Origin of the sequence: Phaeobacter sp. CAU 1743 (assembly GCF_039839315.1) — a bacterium.
Lineage (GTDB): Bacteria > Pseudomonadota > Alphaproteobacteria > Rhodobacterales > Rhodobacteraceae > Phycobacter > Phycobacter gallaeciensis_A.
Window position 1 is genome coordinate 1 of the sequence record NZ_JBDOQR010000044.1, and the last position, 19,937, is coordinate 19,937.

A 19,937-nucleotide genomic window follows, 5' to 3' on the forward strand; every position below is an offset into this window, starting at 1 on the left:
CTGGAAGTATAGGTATTCTTGGTCATGGCGTGATCTCCCTGGCGGTTGCCGCCGCCGGTTGGGTGGGTGGATGTTCACCCGGAGATTACGCCGCCTTCAAATTTCCACCAACTCCGAGACACGACCCCAATCCCACCCGCACCGACAAGGCCAAGGATAGTCGACGACCGGACGGCTTTCTCCAAGGCAAAGAGAGAGGTGGAAATAAAAGCGGGCAGGCTGCCGGGAATCGTGGCACAGGCCACAACATCGAGTTTTCGCGCGCCAGTGGCTGTTAGGCTCTCGGCGGGGCCTTTGTCGGTTGCTTCCATGTCGTCGGCGAAAAAGCGTCCGCAAAAGCCGATTGTGTCGATCACGATGGCCAGCATGCCGGCAAAGGGACCAAGGCCCACGGCCACAACGAAAACCAGTGCCCAGGCGATGTCCGGCACAGCACGGATGAAACTCAGCCCGGTGCGCACAATTTGGTTCACCCATGGGCCGGCGATCAGCCCCTTTGCCGCCAAGAGGGCGACAGGAACAGATATGATTACCCCGATCACAGCACCGGCAACAGCGATTTGCAGTGTCTCGACCATTTTCCAGCCCAGCCGCGTGAGGACTTGTGGGTCAAGGTTCGGCGGGAAGGCCCGCGCGGCGAAATCGGCAAAGCGGGGTGGGGAGCTGGCTACTTTTTCAAGCGAGAAGCCGGCACCGGCGAGGCACCAGAAGATAATAACAAGTCCAAGCGCATAGCCCAAAAAACTGATGGCAGAGGGCCGCTCAAACCGCGCCAGTTCAAATCGCGAGGGGGTGGTATCAGTCATAAAGACCTCTCAGATCGGCGGAACTCAGCGAGGCTGCTGTCGCATCAAGCTGAATGCGCCCCTGCGCAAGGCCAAGCACGCGGTCGCCGTATTTCAATGCATGTTCAACGTTGTGCGAGGTAAAGACGACCGTCACATTCTCGTCGCGGACAAGCCGGAAGAACAGCTCCATCACGTCTTCGCCTGCACTTGGATCAAGTGACGCGCAAGGTTCATCCGCAAAGAGAACCTTGGGCGCGCCGACGATGGCGCGGGCAATGGCCACGCGTTGCGACTGCCCGCCCGATAGCCGATCCGCGCGCCGGTGCGCGAAATCAGCAAGGCCCACGCGTTCCAACGCCTGCATGGCAGTTTCCCGAGAAGACTGGGGGGCTAGCGGATGGCTCCAATGGCGTATGCCGGGATGCTTGCCTAGAAGACCGTGCAAGACATTTGAAAGCACAGACAGTCGGGGCACCAGATTGTGCTTCTGAGAGACCAACCCGACCTGCGCGCGAATGTTGCGCATCTGGCGCCTGGTTGCTTCATCTGTCTGCTGTCCCAGCAAATGCACGCTGCCACCTGAGGTTGGGATTAACCCCATCAGGCAGCGCAGCAGGGTCGATTTCCCAGTGCCGTTGGCACCAACAAGTGCTGTCGCCTCTCCGCGGGCGAGGCGGAAACTCACGTCGGAAAAGATCGGCGTCGCCCCAAAGGTTTTGGAAACGGCGCGGGCTTCAATTTCAACGGGCGAAACCGGGGCGAAGGCCGCCCCGGTTTGCTCAGTCAGCACATCCGGGGCCACCGGACGTCTCAGTAGAAGATCAGTCACCGATGAAATCGTCGAACTGAGGGTATCCCGCATTCGAATACATCGAGCGGACGTAGTCATATGCGCTGTCTTCAATCGCAACGAGGTCCATGCCGACATATTTGTCGTTTTCTTCGTGGGCCGTGATGCCTGCGATGACCTGCGCCTTGTTCCCAAGGACCGCGTCTCGCAGTGCTTCGGCAGCCTTGGTTGGCACATGTGCACCCACCATGATCATGTCATTGGGCAGGTCGCCCGAGCGCGCAATCATCTTGTAAAAACCGTAAGGCAGCTCCGTTTGGCCATTGCGGACGCCGATGAAAGTGCCTGCATTCATGCCAAGCGCGTCGATATCGCCGTTGTTCAACGCCTCAAAGGCGATGTTGCGCGAGGTGTGGATTTTCTCAATGTCATTAACCGGATCGACGCCGTAGTCTGCGAGTACCTGCATCGGGCAAAGCATGTTTGAAGTCGAACCGATATCGCCAAATGCGACTGATTTGCCTACCAGATCAGCAGGTACGTTGATGCCGCTGTCAGCACGCACGATAATGGCACAGTGATAATCGGGGCGACCGAGGCCGATCAGCGGCGTGGCATTGGTCAGCTTGTTGAAAACCACATATTCTGCAGGTCCAGAGACTACAAAATCCACGGTCTCACCGCGCAGCGCCTCGGCTGCAGCCGTGCGCGAGTTTACGGCAAAGAATTCGAATGTGTCGCCGGTGGCCACTTCAAGCGCCTCCTTGAAGGGACCCCATTCCAGTTGCAGGCGTTCCATGCCTTCGACATCTGTGACGGCAAGTTTCCAGATTTCTGCTGTCGCTGCAAAGGCAGACACAGCAGCAAGGCTTACACCCAGCAAAAGAGATTTCAGTTTCATAGCACCCTCTAGGGGCTCTGTTGCACAAATCGGCTGAGGGTCGAGGTTCCCCTTCCCCCGGACAGACTCATCCCACGGCTTCAGTGACGGGTATGCCGAGTGCGGTGAAGCCGTTCAGGACGACCACACGGATCTGAAACTCGGCAACCTGACGGTCGAAGTCCCTGGCAGTCAGGCGTTGGCCCAGCAGCTTCACACAATGCATCTTCGTTTCGACGCGGCTCCGGCGGTGATAGCCGCTCCATCGTCGCCAGATGTTTCGCCCGAAGCGACGTGACGCGCGCAGGGCTTCGTTGCGCGCGATTGCTCCGGGAGTGTCGGGCTTCCATGGCCTGGCATTTTTGCGTGGCGGTATGACTGCGGCGGCACCTCGGGCGGCGATGGCATCGTGGCACTTGCGGGTGTCAAAGGCACCATCAGCGGTGACGCTTGCAACCTCGTGATCTGGCGGGATCTGGTCCAGAAGCTCTGGCAGCATGGGCGCGTCACCGACATCACTGGTGGTGAACTCGGCCGCGCGTATTTCCAGCGTTTGCTCGTCAATTCCGATGTGGATCTTGCGCCAGACCCGGCGCTTGGTGCCACCATGCTTGCGGGCGTTCCACTCCCCTTCGCCCTCGACCTTGATGCCGGTGCTGTCGATCAGCAGGTGCAACGGGCCGCCGGATCCACGGTAGGGAATATTGATCTTCAGGGACTTCTGGCGCCGCGACAGCGTGCTGAAGTTGGGCACGGTCCAGTCCAGGCCGGTCAGGCGCAGCAGGCTCTCAACGAAGCCCGTCGTCTGCCTGAGCGCCATGCCAAACAGCACCTTCATCGTCAGGCAGGTCTGTATGGCTGCGTCACTATAGTCAGGCTGTCGGCCACGTTTGCCTGTTGGCCTGGCCTCCCAGGTCATCTCGGGATCGAACCAGATCGTCAGCGAGCCACGACGCTTCAGAGCTTCGTTATAGGCGGGCCAATTCCTGGTCTTGTAGGCGGGGGGGCTGGGTCGGCTCATGCGCCCCCAGCTACCACGCTGGATTCACAAGATGAATCCCTCACGCGATTTGTGCAACAGAGCCCCCTCTAGGTTTATTCATTCGGATGAATAGTGGGACTGCGTATCAATGGCGCTACAGTTTCATGAAACCTTTGTGACGTATGCGGCCGAGACGGCGCGGATGGGAAGTACTAAGTTTATTTACCATAAACTTCATTATGCGTTATTATACTTAGTGTTGCGATAGTATATTTTTGTGTGTATGTTGAGCCTCGTTCCAGAGAGCCCTCAGCATGCGTCATCTACTCAAGAAGCTCCTCCACCCGGCCGCAGTCGCTTTCACCGTGACGGGTCTTTCGCTGCCGGCACCCGCCCGCGCGCAGACTTACCCAATCGATTGCGCGATACTCCTCTGCCTATCTGGCGGGTGGCCCGCTTCCGTCCCTTGCGCCCGGGCTCGCGCCGAATTCATCCGACGCATTACGCCTTGGCCGGTTGAACCGCCGCTTCAAATCTGGCGCTGTCCCATGGGCGCGTCATTTGAAACCGTTCCAGCAGCAAACAGTGCAGACCGCATCTTTGATGCGTTCTTCCAGAGCAACAGCACTGGACCGCGACAATCTTTTCCAGCGCACGATACCGCTGACCTTATTGCGGCTGCTTGGCGCACCCCAGAAGCCCCAGATTACCTTGTTCCCGCCGACCAGGCCCTCCGGCTCGTTCAAGATCGCGCGGACATCGATATCAGCGGACCTGAGTTCAATTTCGTACGATCTATCCGAGTCTTTGATGTCCGGTATGCGCGACAGCACGAATCCGGACGTGACGGCGACTGCAACCGTAGCGCCACCGTTGTCCTAGGCACATATGGAACGCAAGGTGGCTTCGCCTGGCAGAGGTCTTCGATCACCGCCCTACCGGCCGCCCATGTAGGTCTCGAACGCTGGGGTCAGTATTGTCCCGGTATCTATCACCGCTCCGTCTTCGTCGATTGGCGTGATTACGAGGGCAACTACGGCTTTGAACAGGTGAATTACTAACCAGTCAAAATGCCACAACGAAAGGGTTGTGTGACCCAGGATCCACTGAGTGGCGCTGCCGCTCGCCTCTGAAGCCTTCCGATACAGGCTTGCTCAACAGCAGTTGCGGCAACGAGCGCTCTCACCATCGGGCTTTGGAAGCGGCTAAATTTCCGGCACCTGAAACAGCCTATTCACTGTGTAAAGGACATCGACGGGCTTTCTTCATTTCAAAGAGGTCAGCCTAAAAATGCGTATCCCAACGTGGATGCTTCTCATCGATAATTAAAGAGTGGCTGTGTGTGCGATGCCCCTGCAGATGAGGGTGATCTAGCGGCAAATTGTCGTGCGTATGTTCGACCTCTGAGAGGTCTTCGACAGGCCAAACGAACAGGGCAAAAAAAAGGCCGCTGGCCGCGAGCATTGCAAGAACAAGCAACGCGCCCAGACTTCCATGCACAGTCAGAAGCCAACCTGACAGCGGATAGGTAAGAAGCCAACATGCGTGGCTCAGCGCGAACTGCGCGGCGAAAAGCGAAGGCCGGTCCTCGGCATGTGCCGAGCGGCGTATCAGGCGCCCCGAGGGGGTGAGCACAGCCGAGTAGCCGAGCCCGACCAACAGCCAGGCGCCAAGCAGGAAAGGCCAGTCGAGCCCGATAATGGCGATCCCACCGGCCAGCGCCATAAGCGTCAGCACCATGAGAGCCGCACCCCCGACCATTACGGGCCTGTCGGGCACGCGGTCGAGCAGGCGCGGCAGCAGCAGCGCAGCAAGCATCGACCCCGCGCCGAACGCGAACATCGTCCAGGCCAGCGCGCTTTCGGAAAGCCCTAGTGTGCCGCGTACCAGCACAACAGAGTTGACCAGCACCATCGCTCCTGCCGAAGCCGCAGCTAAATTTAGTGCCAGAAGCCCACGCAGACGCGGCGTGGCGAGGTAGATGCGGATACCGCGTGTCGTGCGGTCGTAGATGCCACGCGGTTCAGATGGCTTCGGGCTCGGCAGCATCACTGAGACGACCAGCAGCGCCGAGGCCGAGAAACCCGCGACGGTGCCGAGAAAGAGAGAATTGTAGCTCATCACTGCGAGCAGCAGCGCGGCAAGCGTCGGACTCACGATGTTCTCCAGATCGTAGGCCAGCCGCGAGAGCGACAGCGCACGGGTGTAGCGCGCCTCCTCGGGCAGTACGTCAGGGATAGTCGCCTGGAAGGTCGGCGTGAAGGCAGCCGAGGCCGATTGCAGCAGGAAGATCAAGACGTAGACGTGCCAGACCTCGGTCACGAACGGCAGACAGAGCGCCGCCCCCGCCCGCACCACGTCGAGCCCAACCAGGAGTGCGCGGCGGTTTACCCGGTCCGCGAAGGCCCCGGCGATGGGGGCGATGCCGACATAGGCCACCATCTTGATCGTAAAGACCGTGCCCAGCACCATTGCCGCCCCGTCGTCCGCGAGGTCATAGGCCAGAAGCCCAAGTGCAACCGTCGCCAGGCCAGTGCCCAGCAGGGCCATGACCTGCGCGAGGAACAGGTGGCGGTAGGTGCGATCGGCGAGGATCTCCAGCATCGATAGGCTCAGAGGTAGCGGGCGATGGCTTTCAGCTCATCGCGGTCCGCGGGTGAATGGTCTTCGTCCAAGCAATGGTCCATATGATCGTGGATCAGGGCCCGCTTGGCATTGACCACGGCCTTTTCAACTGCCTGCAACTGCTGAGCGATATCGAGACAGGGTTTGCCGTCTTCGATCATCGCGATCACCGACCGCAGATGACCGTCAGCGCGTTTCAGCCGCGCGATCAGGGCGGGATGGCTTGCATGGACATGCGGCTTTGTCATAGAACAACGATATCCCCCCAGGGAGGATAGAACAAGACGGTCTCACGAGAGGCCGCATGGCTGAGCGGGCAGATCGAATGAGAGCAATTGCGGCATATGGGCGGATAGCGTTTGCGACGCTTCTGTGCCTGTCGCTGACCGTCTGGTCCGTCGTGCCGACTGCAACGCACACACCTGCTGTGTTTGAGACAATCCAGGACCATCTGGAAATGATCGCGGATCATGGCCATTCGCACGGGTTTGAAGAGGACCTCTACTGGGCCATGCACGGCCACAGTCACGATGTGGCCGACCATGATCACAACCAGGCATTTCTCTCAAAAGGGCCACGTCCGGAGCCAGTTGCGGCGATCAGTGAAATCTGGCTGAGCATATCTGCGTTCAGCGGGCCGTCTCGTCAGTTCCGAATAGACCGACCTCCGCGCGCATGATCGGCGTGGCTTTGCCACGGTGCACTCGATCACGTTCAATCCAAAGCGGAGTAAACCCATGAAGACCCTCACTCGGGGCCTCAGTCGCATGTCAACGCGTCTTGCCTTGTTCATTCTCACAACACTGGTGCTGTCAACAAGCGCAGCCCTTGCCCATGACGTCACCCCCGGTGACGCAGGCTATATCCAGGAAATCTGGGGGGTGCATATCATCCCGTTCATCTACCTTGGCGCAAAGCACATGATCACGGGATACGACCATATCCTGTTCCTGCTCGGCGTCGTCTTTTTCCTTTACTACATGAAGGACGTGGCGATTTACGTCAGCCTGTTTGCCATCGGGCATTCGGTCACGATGCTTCTCGGTGTTTGGTTCGGCTGGGGCATCAATGCCTATATCATCGATGCCATCATCGGCCTGTCGGTGATCTACAAGGCCCTCGACAACCTTGGCATGTTCCAGAAATGGCTGGGCTTCCAGCCCAACACCAAGGCTGCAACGCTGATCTTCGGCCTGTTCCACGGCACGGGTCTTGCATCAAAAATCCTTGAATACGAAATCGCAGCCGACGGCCTGCTTGCCAACCTTCTTTCGTTCAACGTGGGCGTCGAGGTCGGCCAGCTTTTGGCGCTCTTCGTCATTCTGATCGTGATGGGATACTGGCGGCGAAGCCCGAATTTCCTGCGGCAAGCGGCCTATGCCAACTGGATCATGGTCGGGCTGGGGGTCTGGCTGACCTATATCCAGATCGCCGGTTACATCACCTACCTACAACAAGCCTGATCGAGGAGATTACCCATGTATAATGCACCACAACCCAAGCTCGAAGACCTTCCCAGCAAGGCGCAGCTTCGCCGGTCGTCCATCATTGCCGGTATCGGCGCGGTCTTTATCGGCGTGGCCGTCTACATGCCCGCTGAACTGGGCCGGGACCCGACAGGCATCGGCTCGCTTCTGGGCCTCACCGAAATGGGCGAGATCAAGCAGCAGTTGAAGGCAGAAGCAGAAGCCGATGCGGAAACGCATAGCGAAGTCCAGCCATCGCTGATGGACGACATCCTCGGGCTATTCGTGTCCACCGCCCACGCGCAGGAGGCCTGGCAAGACACGATCACGTTCACCTTGGAACCCGGGGAATACACTGAGATCAAGGTCACCATGGAGGAAGGCGCAACCCTCTTCTATGAATGGTCCTCGACCGGCGGACGAGTGAACTTCGATCTGCATGCTCACGCGGGCGATGATGCCGTCACATACGAAAAGGGCCGCGGTCAAACAGAAGGGATCGGTAGCTTCGATACTCCATTCGCGGGCGATCACGGCTGGTTTTGGCGCAATCGCGATGACGCGGCGGTGACCGTCACCCTGTTACTGCGCGGGGACTACAGCGCCATTGTGCGAGACGAGTAAATGGATGGAGCGCACCTCAGAGACCACAGGTGCGCTCCATATACGCATACACTCAAGTTTGACAATTTGATCTGCCAGCTTCACAGAAGCTGACTTTCGCGGGATGAAATCAACTCGGTAGATAGCGCCCCATAAGTTCCTACCTTGCCATCTTCCACGATGTCCGGCGAGTCAGCCGTCTCTTTCTACCAATTGAGTGGTGGCGACTATCTGGTAAGCTTATTTGGTGCCGCTTCTTCGGATCCGCTTGAGGCCGTCGAAGTCGATTTCTTGCTTCTGTTCCGCAGTCAGATCCGGCCGGGCTTCCGATACCGGCTGGGGCCCGTGGACGTCCCACATCACCGCATGGGCGCCTGTCGTCCATCGATACACCCAACCAACAATGCTGCACCCATCGGTCCCGATCAGATTGGCGATCGCGACGCCCTCACCTTTATCATCGTTCACTGTTTACTGACTTCCTGCACTGTGGCGCTGAATTTGCGGCGTGGTATCATAAGGCGCTAACTTGCGCCGAAGGCCGCACGTGGTGGATGTTGGCTAACTGCTCTTCATTGAGGAAGCTGATGTCACGAGGAGACATCCAAAGCGGAACGCCCCAAAATTTCTTTGCTTTCAAATTTTGTGGTCGGGCTCCGTGGCGGCTTCGACAATCGACAGGACTTCGTTTTTGTCAAAGCCAATGACCCTCGCCAGAACTGTAAACTCCACGACGTCGATACGACGCTCGCCGCTTTCGAGACGTGCCACAAACGACTGGTGGCGCTTGAGCTTGGCTGCCAACTGCTGCTGGCTGAGACCCGCATTCTGACGTGCTTCAACCAACGCACGGACGAGCGCCAACTGGCCATTTGTTCTGATTGTTTTCGCCACGCGTCACATACCTTTTGTGACGTCGCTAGCGGATGAAATCTGTTATCTAAAAAGTAGATATTTGAGGGTGTTATCGGCGTCTGGTTTCCAAGGGCTGCAAGTCTGGTGCATGCCCAGTGGCCCATCAATCCCCCACCAGTTCCAAAAACCGTCCGTAGTCCTGACTGACTTCGCGGGCTTCGTCGAAGGCACGCGCACGCTCCAGCTCGAGACAGCGAAAGTAGTCCTGAATGTCCGTGATGTAGACCTCAAAGTCCCGCCGAATGATATCGGCATAGTCACTGGCCGCTTGCGAATCGCTTGGAACAAACGGCCGGACAGGGGCGAGACAGGATTCAGCGTGGCTTGCAGCCGGAACGAGCAAAAGCATTGCTACAGACTGCATGCCCACCCATCGGCTCAACCGCAGGTTTCTGAAACCTCTATTTTCCTTGATAGACGCCAATGGCCGTGCCTAGAGTTTGAGTAACCGAGATACAGCCGTATCTGCCGCATTATATCTTGCGGTTAATAATATACTATCGCAACTCTGGGCTTCAAGTAGGAATGCCCGGGCGTTGCGCGTTTGAAGAAAGCGTGAGCCGGGCCATGAACTGGGACATCGAAGCACCAAATGTGGTTACGGAAGCGCGTTTCCGCGAACTTGTGGAAAGCGGCTATAGCGCTGAAATCCTGTGCCAGGAGTCGGCACACAAGAAGGGCCCCAGCTATTATGGGGTCTGGATCATGCGTGTCGTCTCTGACGAGGGCGTGGAGAAGCTGCTGGTCACGGCCCGCACCCGGACGACCTACAACGACATCAAGATCCGCGAGTTCAAAACCATCACGGGCGTGGTGTCCTTCCTTATCGGGATCGGTTTCTCCCATGCCGATGTGCCGCTCGAGGAAGGCCAACGGACAACGCACAAGCTGGCTGCAACCGACAAGGGCGGCAGCAAGTAGCCTTCTTCTTTTCTGGTATCTCGCGGGTCCCGCCGCTGCTCAAATGGTGTTGGTCATGGAGAGCGATGGCTCTCTGACCCCGTCTCGCTCCCAGGGCAGCTTCGCCCGCAACTACAATGACGGCATTGGACAGGGGTCTGCGTCGGACGATCTGGCGATCTTTGGCGAACAGGACGATGAGCCAGAAGACATCCAATTGGCAGCCCTCTCGCGGCCTGCACCCCTGCCACGCGCCGATGTTCTGGCGGCCATCGAGGCCACCGCTCTTCGTTACGCGGGTCATCCCGGGCTGCGCCGCACGGAGCTCTCGGTTCGCGATTGGTTGACCCTCTACCGGGCCAATATCGAGGTGGAGAGCGCCTACCGGCAGGATGCGGTCTCGAGTGCGGGCGCTATTGGCCTTGGTCAATTGATGCCAGCGACGGCGCGGGACCTCGGCGTCGACCCGCGTGATCCGCTGCAGAACCTCGACGGCTCCGCCCGCTACCTCGCGATGCTGCTGAGTGAGTTCGGAAATCCCCGTCTCGCCCTCGCCGCCTATAACGCCGGACCCGATGCGGTCCGCCAGTATGGCGACATTCCCCCCTACCGAGAAACCCAGACCCACGTGGCCCGTGTCATGGCCGTCGTGGCCCGATTGGAAGGATCAAATTCATGAAGCACATATCTAACCTGTTTATTGCGTCGCTCGCGCTCTTCCTGCTCGTCGCAGAGCCTGCGCTTGCTCAAAGCATCGATCTCTCCCCGATCCAGAGCTTGTTGCAGGGGATCGTCGATGCGCTGACCGGCCCGCTTGGCGTCGTCATCGCGACGCTGGCCGTGCTGGGCGTCTTCCTGAGCTGGTTTTTCAACATCATCGACCTGCGCCAAGCCCTCTGGGTGCTTGTTGGTATCGCCGGTGTTGCCGCCGCTCCCACCATTGTTGCAGCGGTCTTTGCCGGTGGCTGAGCGCTCGCCCCTCTTTCTGGGTCTCGTGCGACCGCCCAAGCTTTTGGGCCTGCCCATCATGTACGCGATGGTCTGGCTCTTCGGTTCGGTGCTCTTGTTCGTCTGGGTCCAGCACATAGCGGTGCTGGGCGTGGCCGCCCTGCTCTACCCCGTGCTTTGGAAGGCCGCGGACTGGGACCCGCGCTTCATCGACGTGATGATGACGGCGCTGCAGGAGACACCGCCGACGCGCAACCGCTCCATTCATGGCGGGGACAGCTATGCGCCCTAATACAGCCATGGACGAAACGCTCGATGCCCGCACAATGACGCCAGACTGGTATGCGCGCGAGACCCGCCTCGCGCACATGCTGCCCTATGTGAGCTTAGTTGATGACCAGACCGTGCGGACCCGGGTCAACGAGCTTTTCCAGTGCATCCGGCTCGACGGGGTCAATAGCTACACGACCGATGACGCCTATCTCGACAAGGTGACCGCGCTCTTTGCCCGGATCATTGCGCAGCTGGGAAGTCATCACCGCCGAGGCCGGTGACTACGGCTACACTACTTTCCTGAAGCGAGAGATTGCTGATACGAAGGCAGCATCAGAATGATGCGAGCCGTTGCAATCGGAAGCCTGCTGGTCGTTCTTGTCGCAACCGCTGGCGTGGCCGAGCGGAACCTGATCCCAACGCTCGAAAACCCGCCAGATGTCTGTCCCGACCAGCCTCCAGAGCCACAGTGGATGCAAGACATCGAAGTACGCGAGTCCCACAAACGGCTCCTGATCCAACAAATCTATCGTGCGAAGAGCATGCAACGCATCGTTGAAGCCCAAAGCTGTGAATGTCCGACGCGGTATCCGTCTTGGGAGGCAGCTGAAGGCGTCTTCGTCGAACATTTCGCCGCATCTGAATACTGGGACATCGTGGAAGCGACTTCAGATTACCGACGGCAGGCAAATGAGCTTCGGCGTGAAGCCATACCAATCTGCCAAGCCGCTGGAAACTGGTAGGGTTCCATGAGCGTCGTCACCTACTTCGTGGAAACGGCTGAAGGATATCTCAATACCGCTGCCGAGACTCAATTTGGCGCGGTTGCCGCAACAGTCGGAACGATGCTCGTACTCGGCACGACACTCGTTGTCATCCTGGTTTTCATCAACACGATCTACCAGTATCGCGCCATGGACGGGCGTACGGCCTTTTGGCTCGCCGTGAAGATTGGACTGATAGGCGCATTTGCAACCAACTGGGTGCAGTTCAACATCCTTGCTGCGGCGATCCTGAACGGGATCGACAGCATTGCCGGGTCGCTCGTGGCCTCTGTCGGCGGCGGATCACCTGGCCCATCCGGCACCTTCGCAGAGGAGTTCGATGACCTGATCGCGGCGCTCGGGGACTATCTGAATGCTGCGGGGTCTGAACTGAACTGGATGGCCGGTGCCCTGTTGGACACCCTTGGGGTTTTGCTGCTCTCAATCCTCGGTGGCTTGGCGGCGTTTATCGTCGTTGCGTCCAGGCTCATGATCGCTCTGCTGATCGGGATTGCGCCGGTCATGATCTTCCTGACCCTTTTTGAAGTGACCAAAGATTACTTCGCACGCTGGCTTTCGGCGCTGATTTCCTTTGCGATGTACCCGATCGTCGTTGCGGGCGTGTTCGCGACGATCACGGGTGTCTCGCGAGCGCTTCTTGCTGAGCTGGGCGACCCGGAAGGCGCCTCCAATATCGGCGCGCTCATTCCGTTCTTCATGATGGTGCTGATGGCAAAGGGGTTCATCATCGCAACGCCCTTCCTGGTTCGGGCGATTTCCGGAAACATCATGATGCCGGCGCTCTCGGCCGGGTTCGGGGGAAGCTATGCCTTCGCCAGAGGGCTCGCAGGCAGCCAACAAGTCTACAACCGCTACGCCATCGGAGGTGCGACTGGCGCGGAATACGCAGCTCTGCGCGCGCGACAATTCTTTGGTGTGCAAGCGTTGCCAAGCCGACCCAATACTGCGGGTGGGCCAACCGCAGCTCCTTCCGGTGACGCAACCGGCACAGGAGCCCGAATGCTGGCGCAGCTTTCAAGGTTGGGTCGTCTTGGACGGCGGTAAAAGTCCCGGAGTTGCCGTTGGTCCCCGTTGCGGGTGTTGCGAAACATCGCACCCACGCGCTGAAAACGGGTGCGCTCCTGGCCATCGGTATCGGTGAACTTGACGGGGACGGTGGCGACGTAGTGGTTGGTCATTTGGGTTACTCCTTGTTGCGATGGGGATCACCCAGCACGGGGGCAACAGGTCCGGTCGCAAGCGCAAATGCGGAGGGTCCGCGGCCAGCCGTGGAAGCCGTATTTGTGCTTGCCGAAGCGTGAGCTGAGGGCACGATTGGGCCGACCCCGTGCGATCCACATCTATGAGCAAAAAGGAGTGATCCGGATGACCCTTGCCAACACGCAGCCGCCACCATCCGCGTCCGCGTCCCGCCGATCCTGGCCGGGGTGCTGACGGAGCCCGCCCGCGTGGATGCGATGTTCCGAAACACGCCCCGAGGGACGTGCAGGTGTTCAGCCTCATATGCGACGTCTCGACCCCTCGCGTATTGCGCTGCTTTCGATGTGCGTGAGGTGCGTACCATCCCCAGCCCGTACCGATGCGGATGGGCCGCACTCTGACGGACCGGGTAGAGGGATAACGCTGCTGGCCGCCGCAGACTACCGATCACGCGTGACCGACCGCACGCGCCATGAGACATGACGAAAGGGCCGCGCCAAGCGCGACCCCCTCTCTTCAATCCTGCGCAGCCTTCTTCGCCGGGTCCGCAACCCGCATGACCGTCAGACCTTTCGCTTCCGCCTTCTGCCCGAGGTTCAGCGCGACCCCGTTGCCGCCGAAGAGTACAACCCCCGTCGCCGCGAACTTGTCGTCCAGCATTTCGTCGTTGCACTTGAACGGTGCCGCCCGCCCGTGCGCGGACCAGCGCGGATCGAAGCGCGCCTGCGCGACCCCGCGTGCCCGGGCCCACCGGGCCGCAATCATCTCCGCCCCGTGCTTGCCACCCTTGTGGCAGAGGAAGATCTCCTGGTTGCGGTTCTGCTTGATCCGTTCGCGAACCTTGTCGAGCGTGTTGAAGATCACATCAACATCGGTCCAGTCGGTGGCGCCTGAGACGATCAGGGGCACCCCCTCGACTTTCGACTTCTCGGCAGTCTCGCGGTCGTGCTGCTCCAGCAGCTGCCGCGCCTCGAAGACCGCCCCGGTCTCTTTCGCCCGGACGCTTGCGCGCGATCCGGCTGCCGGGATGTAGGCGTGGCCCGTCTCGATCTCGTAGCATTCCGCCGCCGCCTCGCTCATCACCTCGATGGCGCTCACAATCTCGCGCAGTTGCACAAAGCGCGCCTGCGCCTCTTCGAGCGCGGTCTCGGCGATTTCCGATCCGTCGTGGGATTTTGCCAGCGCGCCGATCTTGTCGGCGGTGCGGTCGACCTCCTTGCCGAGTGCCACCTTGCGGCGCTGCAGGATCGTCGCGAGCCCATGGGCCAGCGGTTCGATTTCTGCTTCAAGCCCGGTCCCGCGCAGCTGGCCGAGCAAAGCCTCGAAGCTCTCGCGGACGATGTGGTCGGTCAGAACGTGATCCTCCGGGATCGGCAGCTGCGCGTCCTTTTCAGTCAGTCCGAAAAGTTCGATGGTCTCGTAGGTGTTTGCAGTGTCGTAAGCCATGTCTGGTCTCCAGTGTTCGGTTCCAAGGCCACCACGTGAGTGTGGGGGCATGGCCGAATGCCTGGTTTCCGAATCTGCCCGGGTCAGGGACGGCGTAGCCGCCGGCTTGCCGGGCGCAAAAGTTTTCCGCGCGCGGCACCCGACACTTGCGCGCGCTTGCGCACGGGACCGCCCCGCGCCACCGGCTCCGCCCTCGCCGAAAAGTTTTGCGATCCTTGACGCGGGCTGATTTGGGGGCCATCCGGAGGATATGCTTCCGCGCTCATGTGTGTGTGTTTTGACGGTAGGTTTGCCCGACCCGAGCAGGCAAACGGCCCGACCGGACGCGGGAGACGGATGGAGTGGCGGGATCGTTTTGTCCTAAGGCCAAAACAGACCAGAGCGCAATCCGGCGGAGCGACCGGGGAGGGACGTGCTCGCGAGGCGGGCAAACCGGGATGCCGGGCGCAACGCCGCGGTGAGGCCGCATGGCCGAATGCGCGACGGACCGAAGGGCCGTTCTCCCCTGCGACACGCGAAGCCGAGCTGGGGAGGCCGCAAGGCTCTGGCCAGGGTTGATGTGCTGGCGACGCCGCTACCGACTATACGGATTACTTGTCCAAGCATTCGATGTAATGGGCGGGTAGCGGAAGTTCGCTGTAATTGGCTCCAATGGCCGCAAAGCGCAGCCATGATCAAGTCTCGGCGCACCGAACTGACATCCCGCGTTGCCTCACCGTTCGGTGCCCCGTCTACAATGTTGACATCGTCAGCGCGGACACTATTATACATTATTGCCTTATGACCGGTGCTCCCTGACCTGGCCTCAGTCGCCTCGTTACAGCCCGGTCTTCTAATTTCTGGACATCGCCGTATCAACATTGAAGTACCTCAAGCAGCACAAGTCGATCGATGAATGCATCGACATCATGTTGATGAGGGGTATGGAAATCCCTGACCGAGGCCATGCCGAGCGCTCCCTGCACCGCATCGGATACTACCGACTCAGCGCGTTTGGGTATCCTTATCGTGACTTCTGCCCGATCCCAACTCCAGACGGCGAGACGGAGCAGAAGGTTCGATGCGACAAGTTCAAAGAGGGTACGTCCTTCGATCAGGCTATCAACTTCTATCTCTTCGACAAAACCTTGCGCATCGAGCTTCTGGACGCGATTGAGCGCATCGAGATCGCGGTTAGAACCGCGATGATTGAAGTCCTTGGGGAGCTGGGACCACATGCGCATCGCGACAGACGCTCATACAAGGATCGCTTCAGCGAAAAGGGCGAAGATGGCAGCACGCCTCTCGAGCTCTTCATAGCCGGACTGGATCAGCACTTCAGAAGCTCTAAAGAGGACTTCGCGAAGCACTTCTCACTAAAGTACTTTGGTCCTCCACCGATTTGGATCGAGGCTGGGACATGGACCTGGGGCAACCTGACCCACATTATCGCCCACCTGTCCGACAAAAACAAAATGGCAATCGCGGCGCGTATTCACCCGGACCTCCCCATGAAGACATTCGCTTCATGGATCACAGCGCTCAATGACGTCCGCAACAGCTGCGCACATCACGCCCGAACGTGGAACAAGCCCTTGGTTAACAGCCCTGGGGTTCCCCCAAAAACGACATTTGGACAGCTCGACCACCTCCGCCAGCCCAGGATGGGGGACGATGCGCCCACGAAAAAGATTTACAGCGCGATCGTCATCATGATCTTCATGCTGCGGCAGTATTATCCGCGCACCAGGTGGCACATCCGTCTTCGCGACAAGATCTTGACCCAAGACCTCCCTTACGAAATTCGTCCGCAGACAGCCGGGTTCCCGGAGGGCTGGGAGTACGAGGCCATCTGGAACTGACCCGCCGACTTCCTGCTATCCGACATTGCCGCACGATGTCCCAAAAGGCCGGTTCAGAAAAGCTGCGTTGCAGGTCAGTCACAGCGACCCGTGCGCCCTTCTTTATGAGGAATGGGTTGGCGCTACGTTCCGCAAGGAAGGGTGGAAAGTGGTGGTTCCCTGCGTATTAGTTAAAGTGGCAGAGAAACGCGGAAGCAAACTTGATTATACTGAGATCCCGATACGTTCGAAGAATGCTCGGTTGCGTGACTTAGCGGACTCGAGAACGTCTTTGAAAGACGAGACCTCGATAAAAATCGAATAGGACGCGTCCCACGAATAGTATGTGTTTGAACCCGCCTTTCGGTGGAAGTTCCCGAGAGCCTTCATGACATCACGTAGCTTGGGTGTTATATCCGCGATGATGTGACACATGAACGGCGTAGTTTCTTCGATTGAGCGTATGGGAGTCCCGTCATACTTGATCGCCTCACCAGACTTCCGCATGTCTTCAACATATTTTCGGACTTGCGTGATGGGGTTTTTCTCCAAAGTGTAGTTGTCGATTTTCGGACGCTTGAATTCTACAATAGTGATTGGGGAAGACTTGTCTTCATTTTCAAAGCCAAGGCCAAGGTCGAAAATGGAGACGTCTGGCCTATCTTTTGGGTGAGTGGGATCTGACACTTGCTTTTCCATGCGGGTGTCAGAGTTGAAATATGAGTAGAATGCCAGTCGGTCGTCAACGATCCATAAATTGTGATCGTCGTAATCCAAATCCGAGGAAGTGGATTTCAGAGGGCAGATTATGTCGTGGAGAACGTCCTCATACTCGGAATCTTGATCTGTATTAGGCTTGAATTTCAAGCTCTCTTCGAACACATCGAGAACCAACTTGCGCTTCATGACATATTCAGCAAGCGACGACACCGACTCTTGCTTGAGTTCTGCGACATACTCTTTGGCCTTCGCCTCCACGTCAGGCAACTTCTTCTCAATTGACCGTTTGAAAGCATTCTTACGGCGTTCATATTGACGCAGCGACTGACGGGACATTTCCACAAATATGTCCTCTTTCCGGTTCGTGCCGTAATGGAGCGTTTCCGCGACTTCAGCATCCGTACCTTGAATACTAAGGAAACGAGGATGCTCGATGCGGAGGGCGCTGACAATGCCTGTCTGCTTCTCTCGAATCTCAGCGAGTTCGGGGGCGAGGAACTCCTTGACGCGCTCTTTCGCCTGATCGACGATGCTCTCAATCTCATCTTCTGACAAAGAGAAGTCCGTTCTTGTGTCATTCACAGATTCATCGAGGGCCGCACTTTCAATATACCCAAGGAATGCGAATTTACTATCAATAGCCTTAAGCCGACATTCCCCAAGTGGCCTGCCGTCTGACGTCAAGATCGCCTGATTTTGCCCGCTGGACAAGCGTTTTTCGCGCCGAGCGGCGTCTGCGGTCGCGCAAACGCCTGGAGCTGGGCGGATCGGGCCGCGAACCCGCAGCGTCTTTTCCCGGCAGCGACGTTTTTCAGCGCTGTGGGCAGACCTGTCGAGCCTCTTTCGTTGAGTTTTGGCCAATTTCGCGATTACGCGCATAGCGGCGGCGCTCGCAATCGGTGGATGGCGGCAAGGATAGCCCTGACCATGGGGCCAGTCACCGCGACCTCGGCGAGTTGGAAGGTGATGGCGCGGGCGTGACGCACCACACGGGCGCCGATCTTGATCAGCTTCAATTGCAGGCTGGTCAACGACCAGTCGGCCATCGCCTCGGGCAGTTCGATGCAGCGCAGGAATGTGGCCAGGTTGTAGGCCAGCGCATGGAGTTGCAGCCGCACCTCGTTGTCGCGGAACTTCCGGCATGACAGGCGCGTCCAGCGAAAGGCGTATTTACCCTCCTTGATGTGCTGCTCGGCGGTGCCGCGCTGGTTGTAGAACTGAACCACCCAGTCCGGGTCCATCGGCATGTTGGTGACGATGAAGCCGACACGCGGGAACAGCTCGCCCGGATGCCATTCGATCTTTGCGACCACACGGCGCGGTTTGTCCCAAGACGCCGCCTGATACTCGAAGTCCTCGTAGAAGCGCTTGACTTTGGTCTGCGAGGGTCGTCCGACAGGTCGGGTCAGCCGATCCGCGATCTTCTCACGCAGAACGGTGTTGGCAGGCAGCCGGATGGCGTAGAAGTACCGGGCTTCTTCCAGCCGCTCATAGATCGCCGGGATCGCATAGGCGGCATCCGCCCGGAAGAACCGCATTATGTCACGCTCTGCATACCGGGCGATGACGGGGTCGAGAACGTCCCGCCAGCCATCGGCGCTGTGGACATTGCCATGGCGCAGGGCGCAGCGCTCCAACATGCCGAACTGATTGAACAGAAAGTTGGGGTGATAGCAGGTGCAGGCGAAATGCCCGTTCCAGGCCGCGCCCTCCTGATCGCCATGGGTAGGGCTGACCGAGCTGTCCATGTCCAGCACGATGTACTTCAGCCCATGGCGATTATGAAACCGGTCGATCCATTGGCCGTTCAGGTCGGCCAGGGCTTCCCGGTTTTCGGCCAGAGCCAGCGTCTCAGTCTCGAACCGTCCCATCTGTGAGGCCGAGGCCGCCTGCGCATCGACAGCCCTTCCACCCACGACCTGGCGCATGACCGGATCGAGGGCCAGCCGGTCGGCGTCGTTGACATCCTCGTATCCGGCCAGTCGCCCGAACACCGACTGCCGGAACAACCCGTCAAGACGATGGATCGTGTTTTTCCCGCGCCGGGTGTCGCGCAGCGCTGTTGCCGCCAGATCGGACAGCCCAAGCGCGTCATCCAGCTCGCGCATCACCAGCAGCCCGCCGTCCGAACTGAGCTGCGTGCCGCGAAACTCCAGCCGCACACGGCGGTCGAAATCGACCCGATCTGCCTGCTGCAAGCCTACACCCTCTGGGTGACCCATGAAACACGCCCCTATCAGCCGCCAACACTATGATTTATATGTGAAATACAACGGTCAAGACAGCGAAATCAGCGATCTACTTGGGGAATGTGGGCTAGAGCATGAGCTTTCGAGTTTTCATATCATGCTGGTTCAAGACGTTTACGTGCATTGCGTTTGCGTTAGCCTTGGTATTTTCACCACCTTCTGCCGCTCACGCGGCGTCCGGCATGCATGACGGACATCAAGCCAAGTCTATTGTTGTCGTTGGTGCCGCCATGACTCATGACACCGGAAGCGATGCGCATCACGCGCATGAGAAGCTTAGGGTCGCAAGCGACATCGCAGCGTCCGACAAGGATGGCAAAGAGCAACAATCCCAAGAGTGTTGCAACGGTATCTGTATTTCTGTCGTCTTCCTCGAAGACACCAAGATCGAAGCAGAGCCGGTTGGTACAAGTGAATATGTCATTCTCGACGGTCAAACGTATTCGGTGGAAACAGCAGGGTTCCTGCGGCCCCCTCGATTCCTGATCTGAACCGACGCCCAAAACGGGTGTGAGCCTTGCGCAGAGTCTGCGTGAGACAACGTTCA

General features: G+C 58.8%; 24 protein-coding genes and 1 pseudogene. 13 read left to right on the plus strand and 12 right to left on the minus strand.

The genetic code is table 11. The features are described from left to right. Positions 1-74 precede the first annotated feature (74 nt). From phnE to AAFO90_RS16185, 4 genes are all read right to left on the minus strand, one after another. On the minus strand, positions 75-740 hold the full coding sequence (gene phnE, locus AAFO90_RS16170; protein WP_347510044.1) for a phosphonate ABC transporter, permease protein PhnE: 666 nt from the start codon (positions 738-740) through the stop codon (positions 75-77). A gap of 58 nt (positions 741-798) precedes the next feature. Next, positions 799-1,617, minus strand: a complete 819-nt coding sequence (locus AAFO90_RS16175) for an ATP-binding cassette domain-containing protein (protein ID WP_240311495.1) — start codon at positions 1,615-1,617, stop codon at positions 799-801. Next, positions 1,610-2,479 (minus strand): PhnD/SsuA/transferrin family substrate-binding protein, encoded by an 870-nt coding sequence (locus tag AAFO90_RS16180; RefSeq protein ID WP_089423497.1) that lies wholly within the window; start codon positions 2,477-2,479, stop codon positions 1,610-1,612. Before AAFO90_RS16180 ends, AAFO90_RS16175 begins: the two co-directional genes overlap by 8 nt. Before the next feature lie 67 nt (positions 2,480-2,546). After that, positions 2,547-3,479: an IS5 family transposase gene (locus AAFO90_RS16185; protein WP_038142964.1), complete on the minus strand. Its 933-nt coding sequence runs from the start codon at positions 3,477-3,479 to the stop codon at positions 2,547-2,549. A 275-nt stretch (positions 3,480-3,754) separates the two neighbouring features. Here AAFO90_RS16185 and AAFO90_RS16190 point away from each other — a divergent pair, with 275 nt between their 5' ends. Continuing rightward, positions 3,755-4,501, plus strand: a complete 747-nt coding sequence (locus AAFO90_RS16190) for a hypothetical protein (protein ID WP_274869026.1) — start codon at positions 3,755-3,757, stop codon at positions 4,499-4,501. A gap of 223 nt (positions 4,502-4,724) precedes the next feature. Here AAFO90_RS16190 and AAFO90_RS16195 read toward each other — a convergent pair whose 3' ends face one another. Further along, positions 4,725-6,044 carry an MFS transporter gene (locus AAFO90_RS16195; RefSeq protein ID WP_274869027.1) on the minus strand — a complete coding sequence of 440 codons (1,320 nt, stop codon included), beginning with the start codon at positions 6,042-6,044 and terminating at the stop codon, positions 4,725-4,727. An 8-nt stretch (positions 6,045-6,052) separates the two neighbouring features. Further along, positions 6,053-6,313 (minus strand): metal-sensing transcriptional repressor, encoded by a 261-nt coding sequence (locus AAFO90_RS16200; protein ID WP_274869028.1) that lies wholly within the window; start codon positions 6,311-6,313, stop codon positions 6,053-6,055. Positions 6,314-6,369: 56 nt separating this feature from the next. Here AAFO90_RS16200 and AAFO90_RS16205 point away from each other — a divergent pair, with 56 nt between their 5' ends. From AAFO90_RS16205 to AAFO90_RS16215, 3 genes are all read left to right on the plus strand, one after another. After that, positions 6,370-6,744, plus strand: a complete 375-nt coding sequence (locus AAFO90_RS16205) for a hypothetical protein (RefSeq protein ID WP_274869029.1) — start codon at positions 6,370-6,372, stop codon at positions 6,742-6,744. A gap of 88 nt (positions 6,745-6,832) precedes the next feature. After that, a complete protein-coding gene (locus AAFO90_RS16210) occupies positions 6,833-7,528 on the plus strand; it encodes a HupE/UreJ family protein (protein ID WP_274869052.1) in 696 nt (231 codons plus the stop codon). A 15-nt stretch (positions 7,529-7,543) separates the two neighbouring features. Next, positions 7,544-8,155, plus strand: a complete 612-nt coding sequence (locus tag AAFO90_RS16215; RefSeq protein WP_274869030.1) for a transmembrane anchor protein — start codon at positions 7,544-7,546, stop codon at positions 8,153-8,155. Between the two features lie 219 nt (positions 8,156-8,374). Here AAFO90_RS16215 and AAFO90_RS16220 read toward each other — a convergent pair whose 3' ends face one another. The 3 genes from AAFO90_RS16220 to AAFO90_RS16230 form a co-directional block, all read right to left on the minus strand. Further along, positions 8,375-8,602, minus strand: coding sequence for a hypothetical protein (locus AAFO90_RS16220; RefSeq protein ID WP_274869031.1), 228 nt, complete (start codon positions 8,600-8,602; stop codon positions 8,375-8,377). A 168-nt stretch (positions 8,603-8,770) separates the two neighbouring features. After that, on the minus strand, positions 8,771-9,028 hold the full coding sequence (locus tag AAFO90_RS16225; RefSeq protein WP_274869032.1) for a helix-turn-helix domain-containing protein: 258 nt from the start codon (positions 9,026-9,028) through the stop codon (positions 8,771-8,773). Between the two features lie 124 nt (positions 9,029-9,152). Then, positions 9,153-9,413 carry a hypothetical protein gene (locus tag AAFO90_RS16230; RefSeq protein ID WP_102884506.1) on the minus strand — a complete coding sequence of 87 codons (261 nt, stop codon included), beginning with the start codon at positions 9,411-9,413 and terminating at the stop codon, positions 9,153-9,155. Between the two features lie 203 nt (positions 9,414-9,616). On the opposite strand from AAFO90_RS16230, the gene AAFO90_RS16235 reads away from it, so the two are divergent. From AAFO90_RS16235 to AAFO90_RS16265, 7 genes and pseudogenes are all read left to right on the plus strand, one after another. Further along, complete coding sequence (locus AAFO90_RS16235; RefSeq protein WP_012187165.1) at positions 9,617-9,970, plus strand: hypothetical protein; 354 nt, start codon at positions 9,617-9,619, stop codon at positions 9,968-9,970. Between the two features lie 43 nt (positions 9,971-10,013). Continuing rightward, positions 10,014-10,628, plus strand: a complete 615-nt coding sequence (locus AAFO90_RS16240) for a lytic transglycosylase domain-containing protein (RefSeq protein ID WP_274869033.1) — start codon at positions 10,014-10,016, stop codon at positions 10,626-10,628. Beyond that, positions 10,625-10,918, plus strand: coding sequence for a TrbC/VirB2 family protein (locus tag AAFO90_RS16245; protein ID WP_035252599.1), 294 nt, complete (start codon positions 10,625-10,627; stop codon positions 10,916-10,918). The genes AAFO90_RS16240 and AAFO90_RS16245 overlap by 4 nt, the downstream gene beginning before the upstream one ends. After that, on the plus strand, positions 10,911-11,189 hold the full coding sequence (locus tag AAFO90_RS16250; protein ID WP_008327373.1) for a VirB3 family type IV secretion system protein: 279 nt from the start codon (positions 10,911-10,913) through the stop codon (positions 11,187-11,189). Before AAFO90_RS16245 ends, AAFO90_RS16250 begins: the two co-directional genes overlap by 8 nt. Before the next feature lie 7 nt (positions 11,190-11,196). Then, a pseudogene (locus tag AAFO90_RS16255) lies at positions 11,197-11,427 on the plus strand (type IV secretion system protein B4); the annotation flags it as partial. Between the two features lie 81 nt (positions 11,428-11,508). Then, positions 11,509-11,913: a hypothetical protein gene (locus AAFO90_RS16260; protein ID WP_274869044.1), complete on the plus strand. Its 405-nt coding sequence runs from the start codon at positions 11,509-11,511 to the stop codon at positions 11,911-11,913. A 6-nt stretch (positions 11,914-11,919) separates the two neighbouring features. Then, positions 11,920-12,999 (plus strand): type IV secretion system protein, encoded by a 1,080-nt coding sequence (locus AAFO90_RS16265; RefSeq protein WP_274869045.1) that lies wholly within the window; start codon positions 11,920-11,922, stop codon positions 12,997-12,999. Positions 13,000-13,671: 672 nt separating this feature from the next. On the opposite strand, the gene AAFO90_RS16270 is transcribed toward AAFO90_RS16265, so the two are convergent. Then, positions 13,672-14,601, minus strand: a complete 930-nt coding sequence (locus tag AAFO90_RS16270) for a DUF2493 domain-containing protein (RefSeq protein WP_090525676.1) — start codon at positions 14,599-14,601, stop codon at positions 13,672-13,674. Positions 14,602-15,461: 860 nt separating this feature from the next. On the opposite strand from AAFO90_RS16270, the gene AAFO90_RS16275 reads away from it, so the two are divergent. Next, complete coding sequence (locus tag AAFO90_RS16275) at positions 15,462-16,442, plus strand: Abi family protein (RefSeq protein WP_072702319.1); 981 nt, start codon at positions 15,462-15,464, stop codon at positions 16,440-16,442. Between the two features lie 204 nt (positions 16,443-16,646). Here the strand turns inward: AAFO90_RS16275 and AAFO90_RS16280 are convergent, their stop codons facing one another. Together AAFO90_RS16280 and AAFO90_RS16285 are read right to left on the minus strand one after the other, a co-directional pair. Then, positions 16,647-18,020, minus strand: a complete 1,374-nt coding sequence (locus tag AAFO90_RS16280; RefSeq protein WP_347510045.1) for a hypothetical protein — start codon at positions 18,018-18,020, stop codon at positions 16,647-16,649. Beyond that, a complete protein-coding gene (locus AAFO90_RS16285) occupies positions 18,011-19,363 on the minus strand; it encodes an IS1380 family transposase (protein WP_347510046.1) in 1,353 nt (450 codons plus the stop codon). Before AAFO90_RS16285 ends, AAFO90_RS16280 begins: the two co-directional genes overlap by 10 nt. A 209-nt stretch (positions 19,364-19,572) precedes the next feature. Here AAFO90_RS16285 and AAFO90_RS16290 point away from each other — a divergent pair, with 209 nt between their 5' ends. Next, positions 19,573-19,881: a hypothetical protein gene (locus AAFO90_RS16290; protein ID WP_232367722.1), complete on the plus strand. Its 309-nt coding sequence runs from the start codon at positions 19,573-19,575 to the stop codon at positions 19,879-19,881. Positions 19,882-19,937 lie beyond the last annotated feature (56 nt).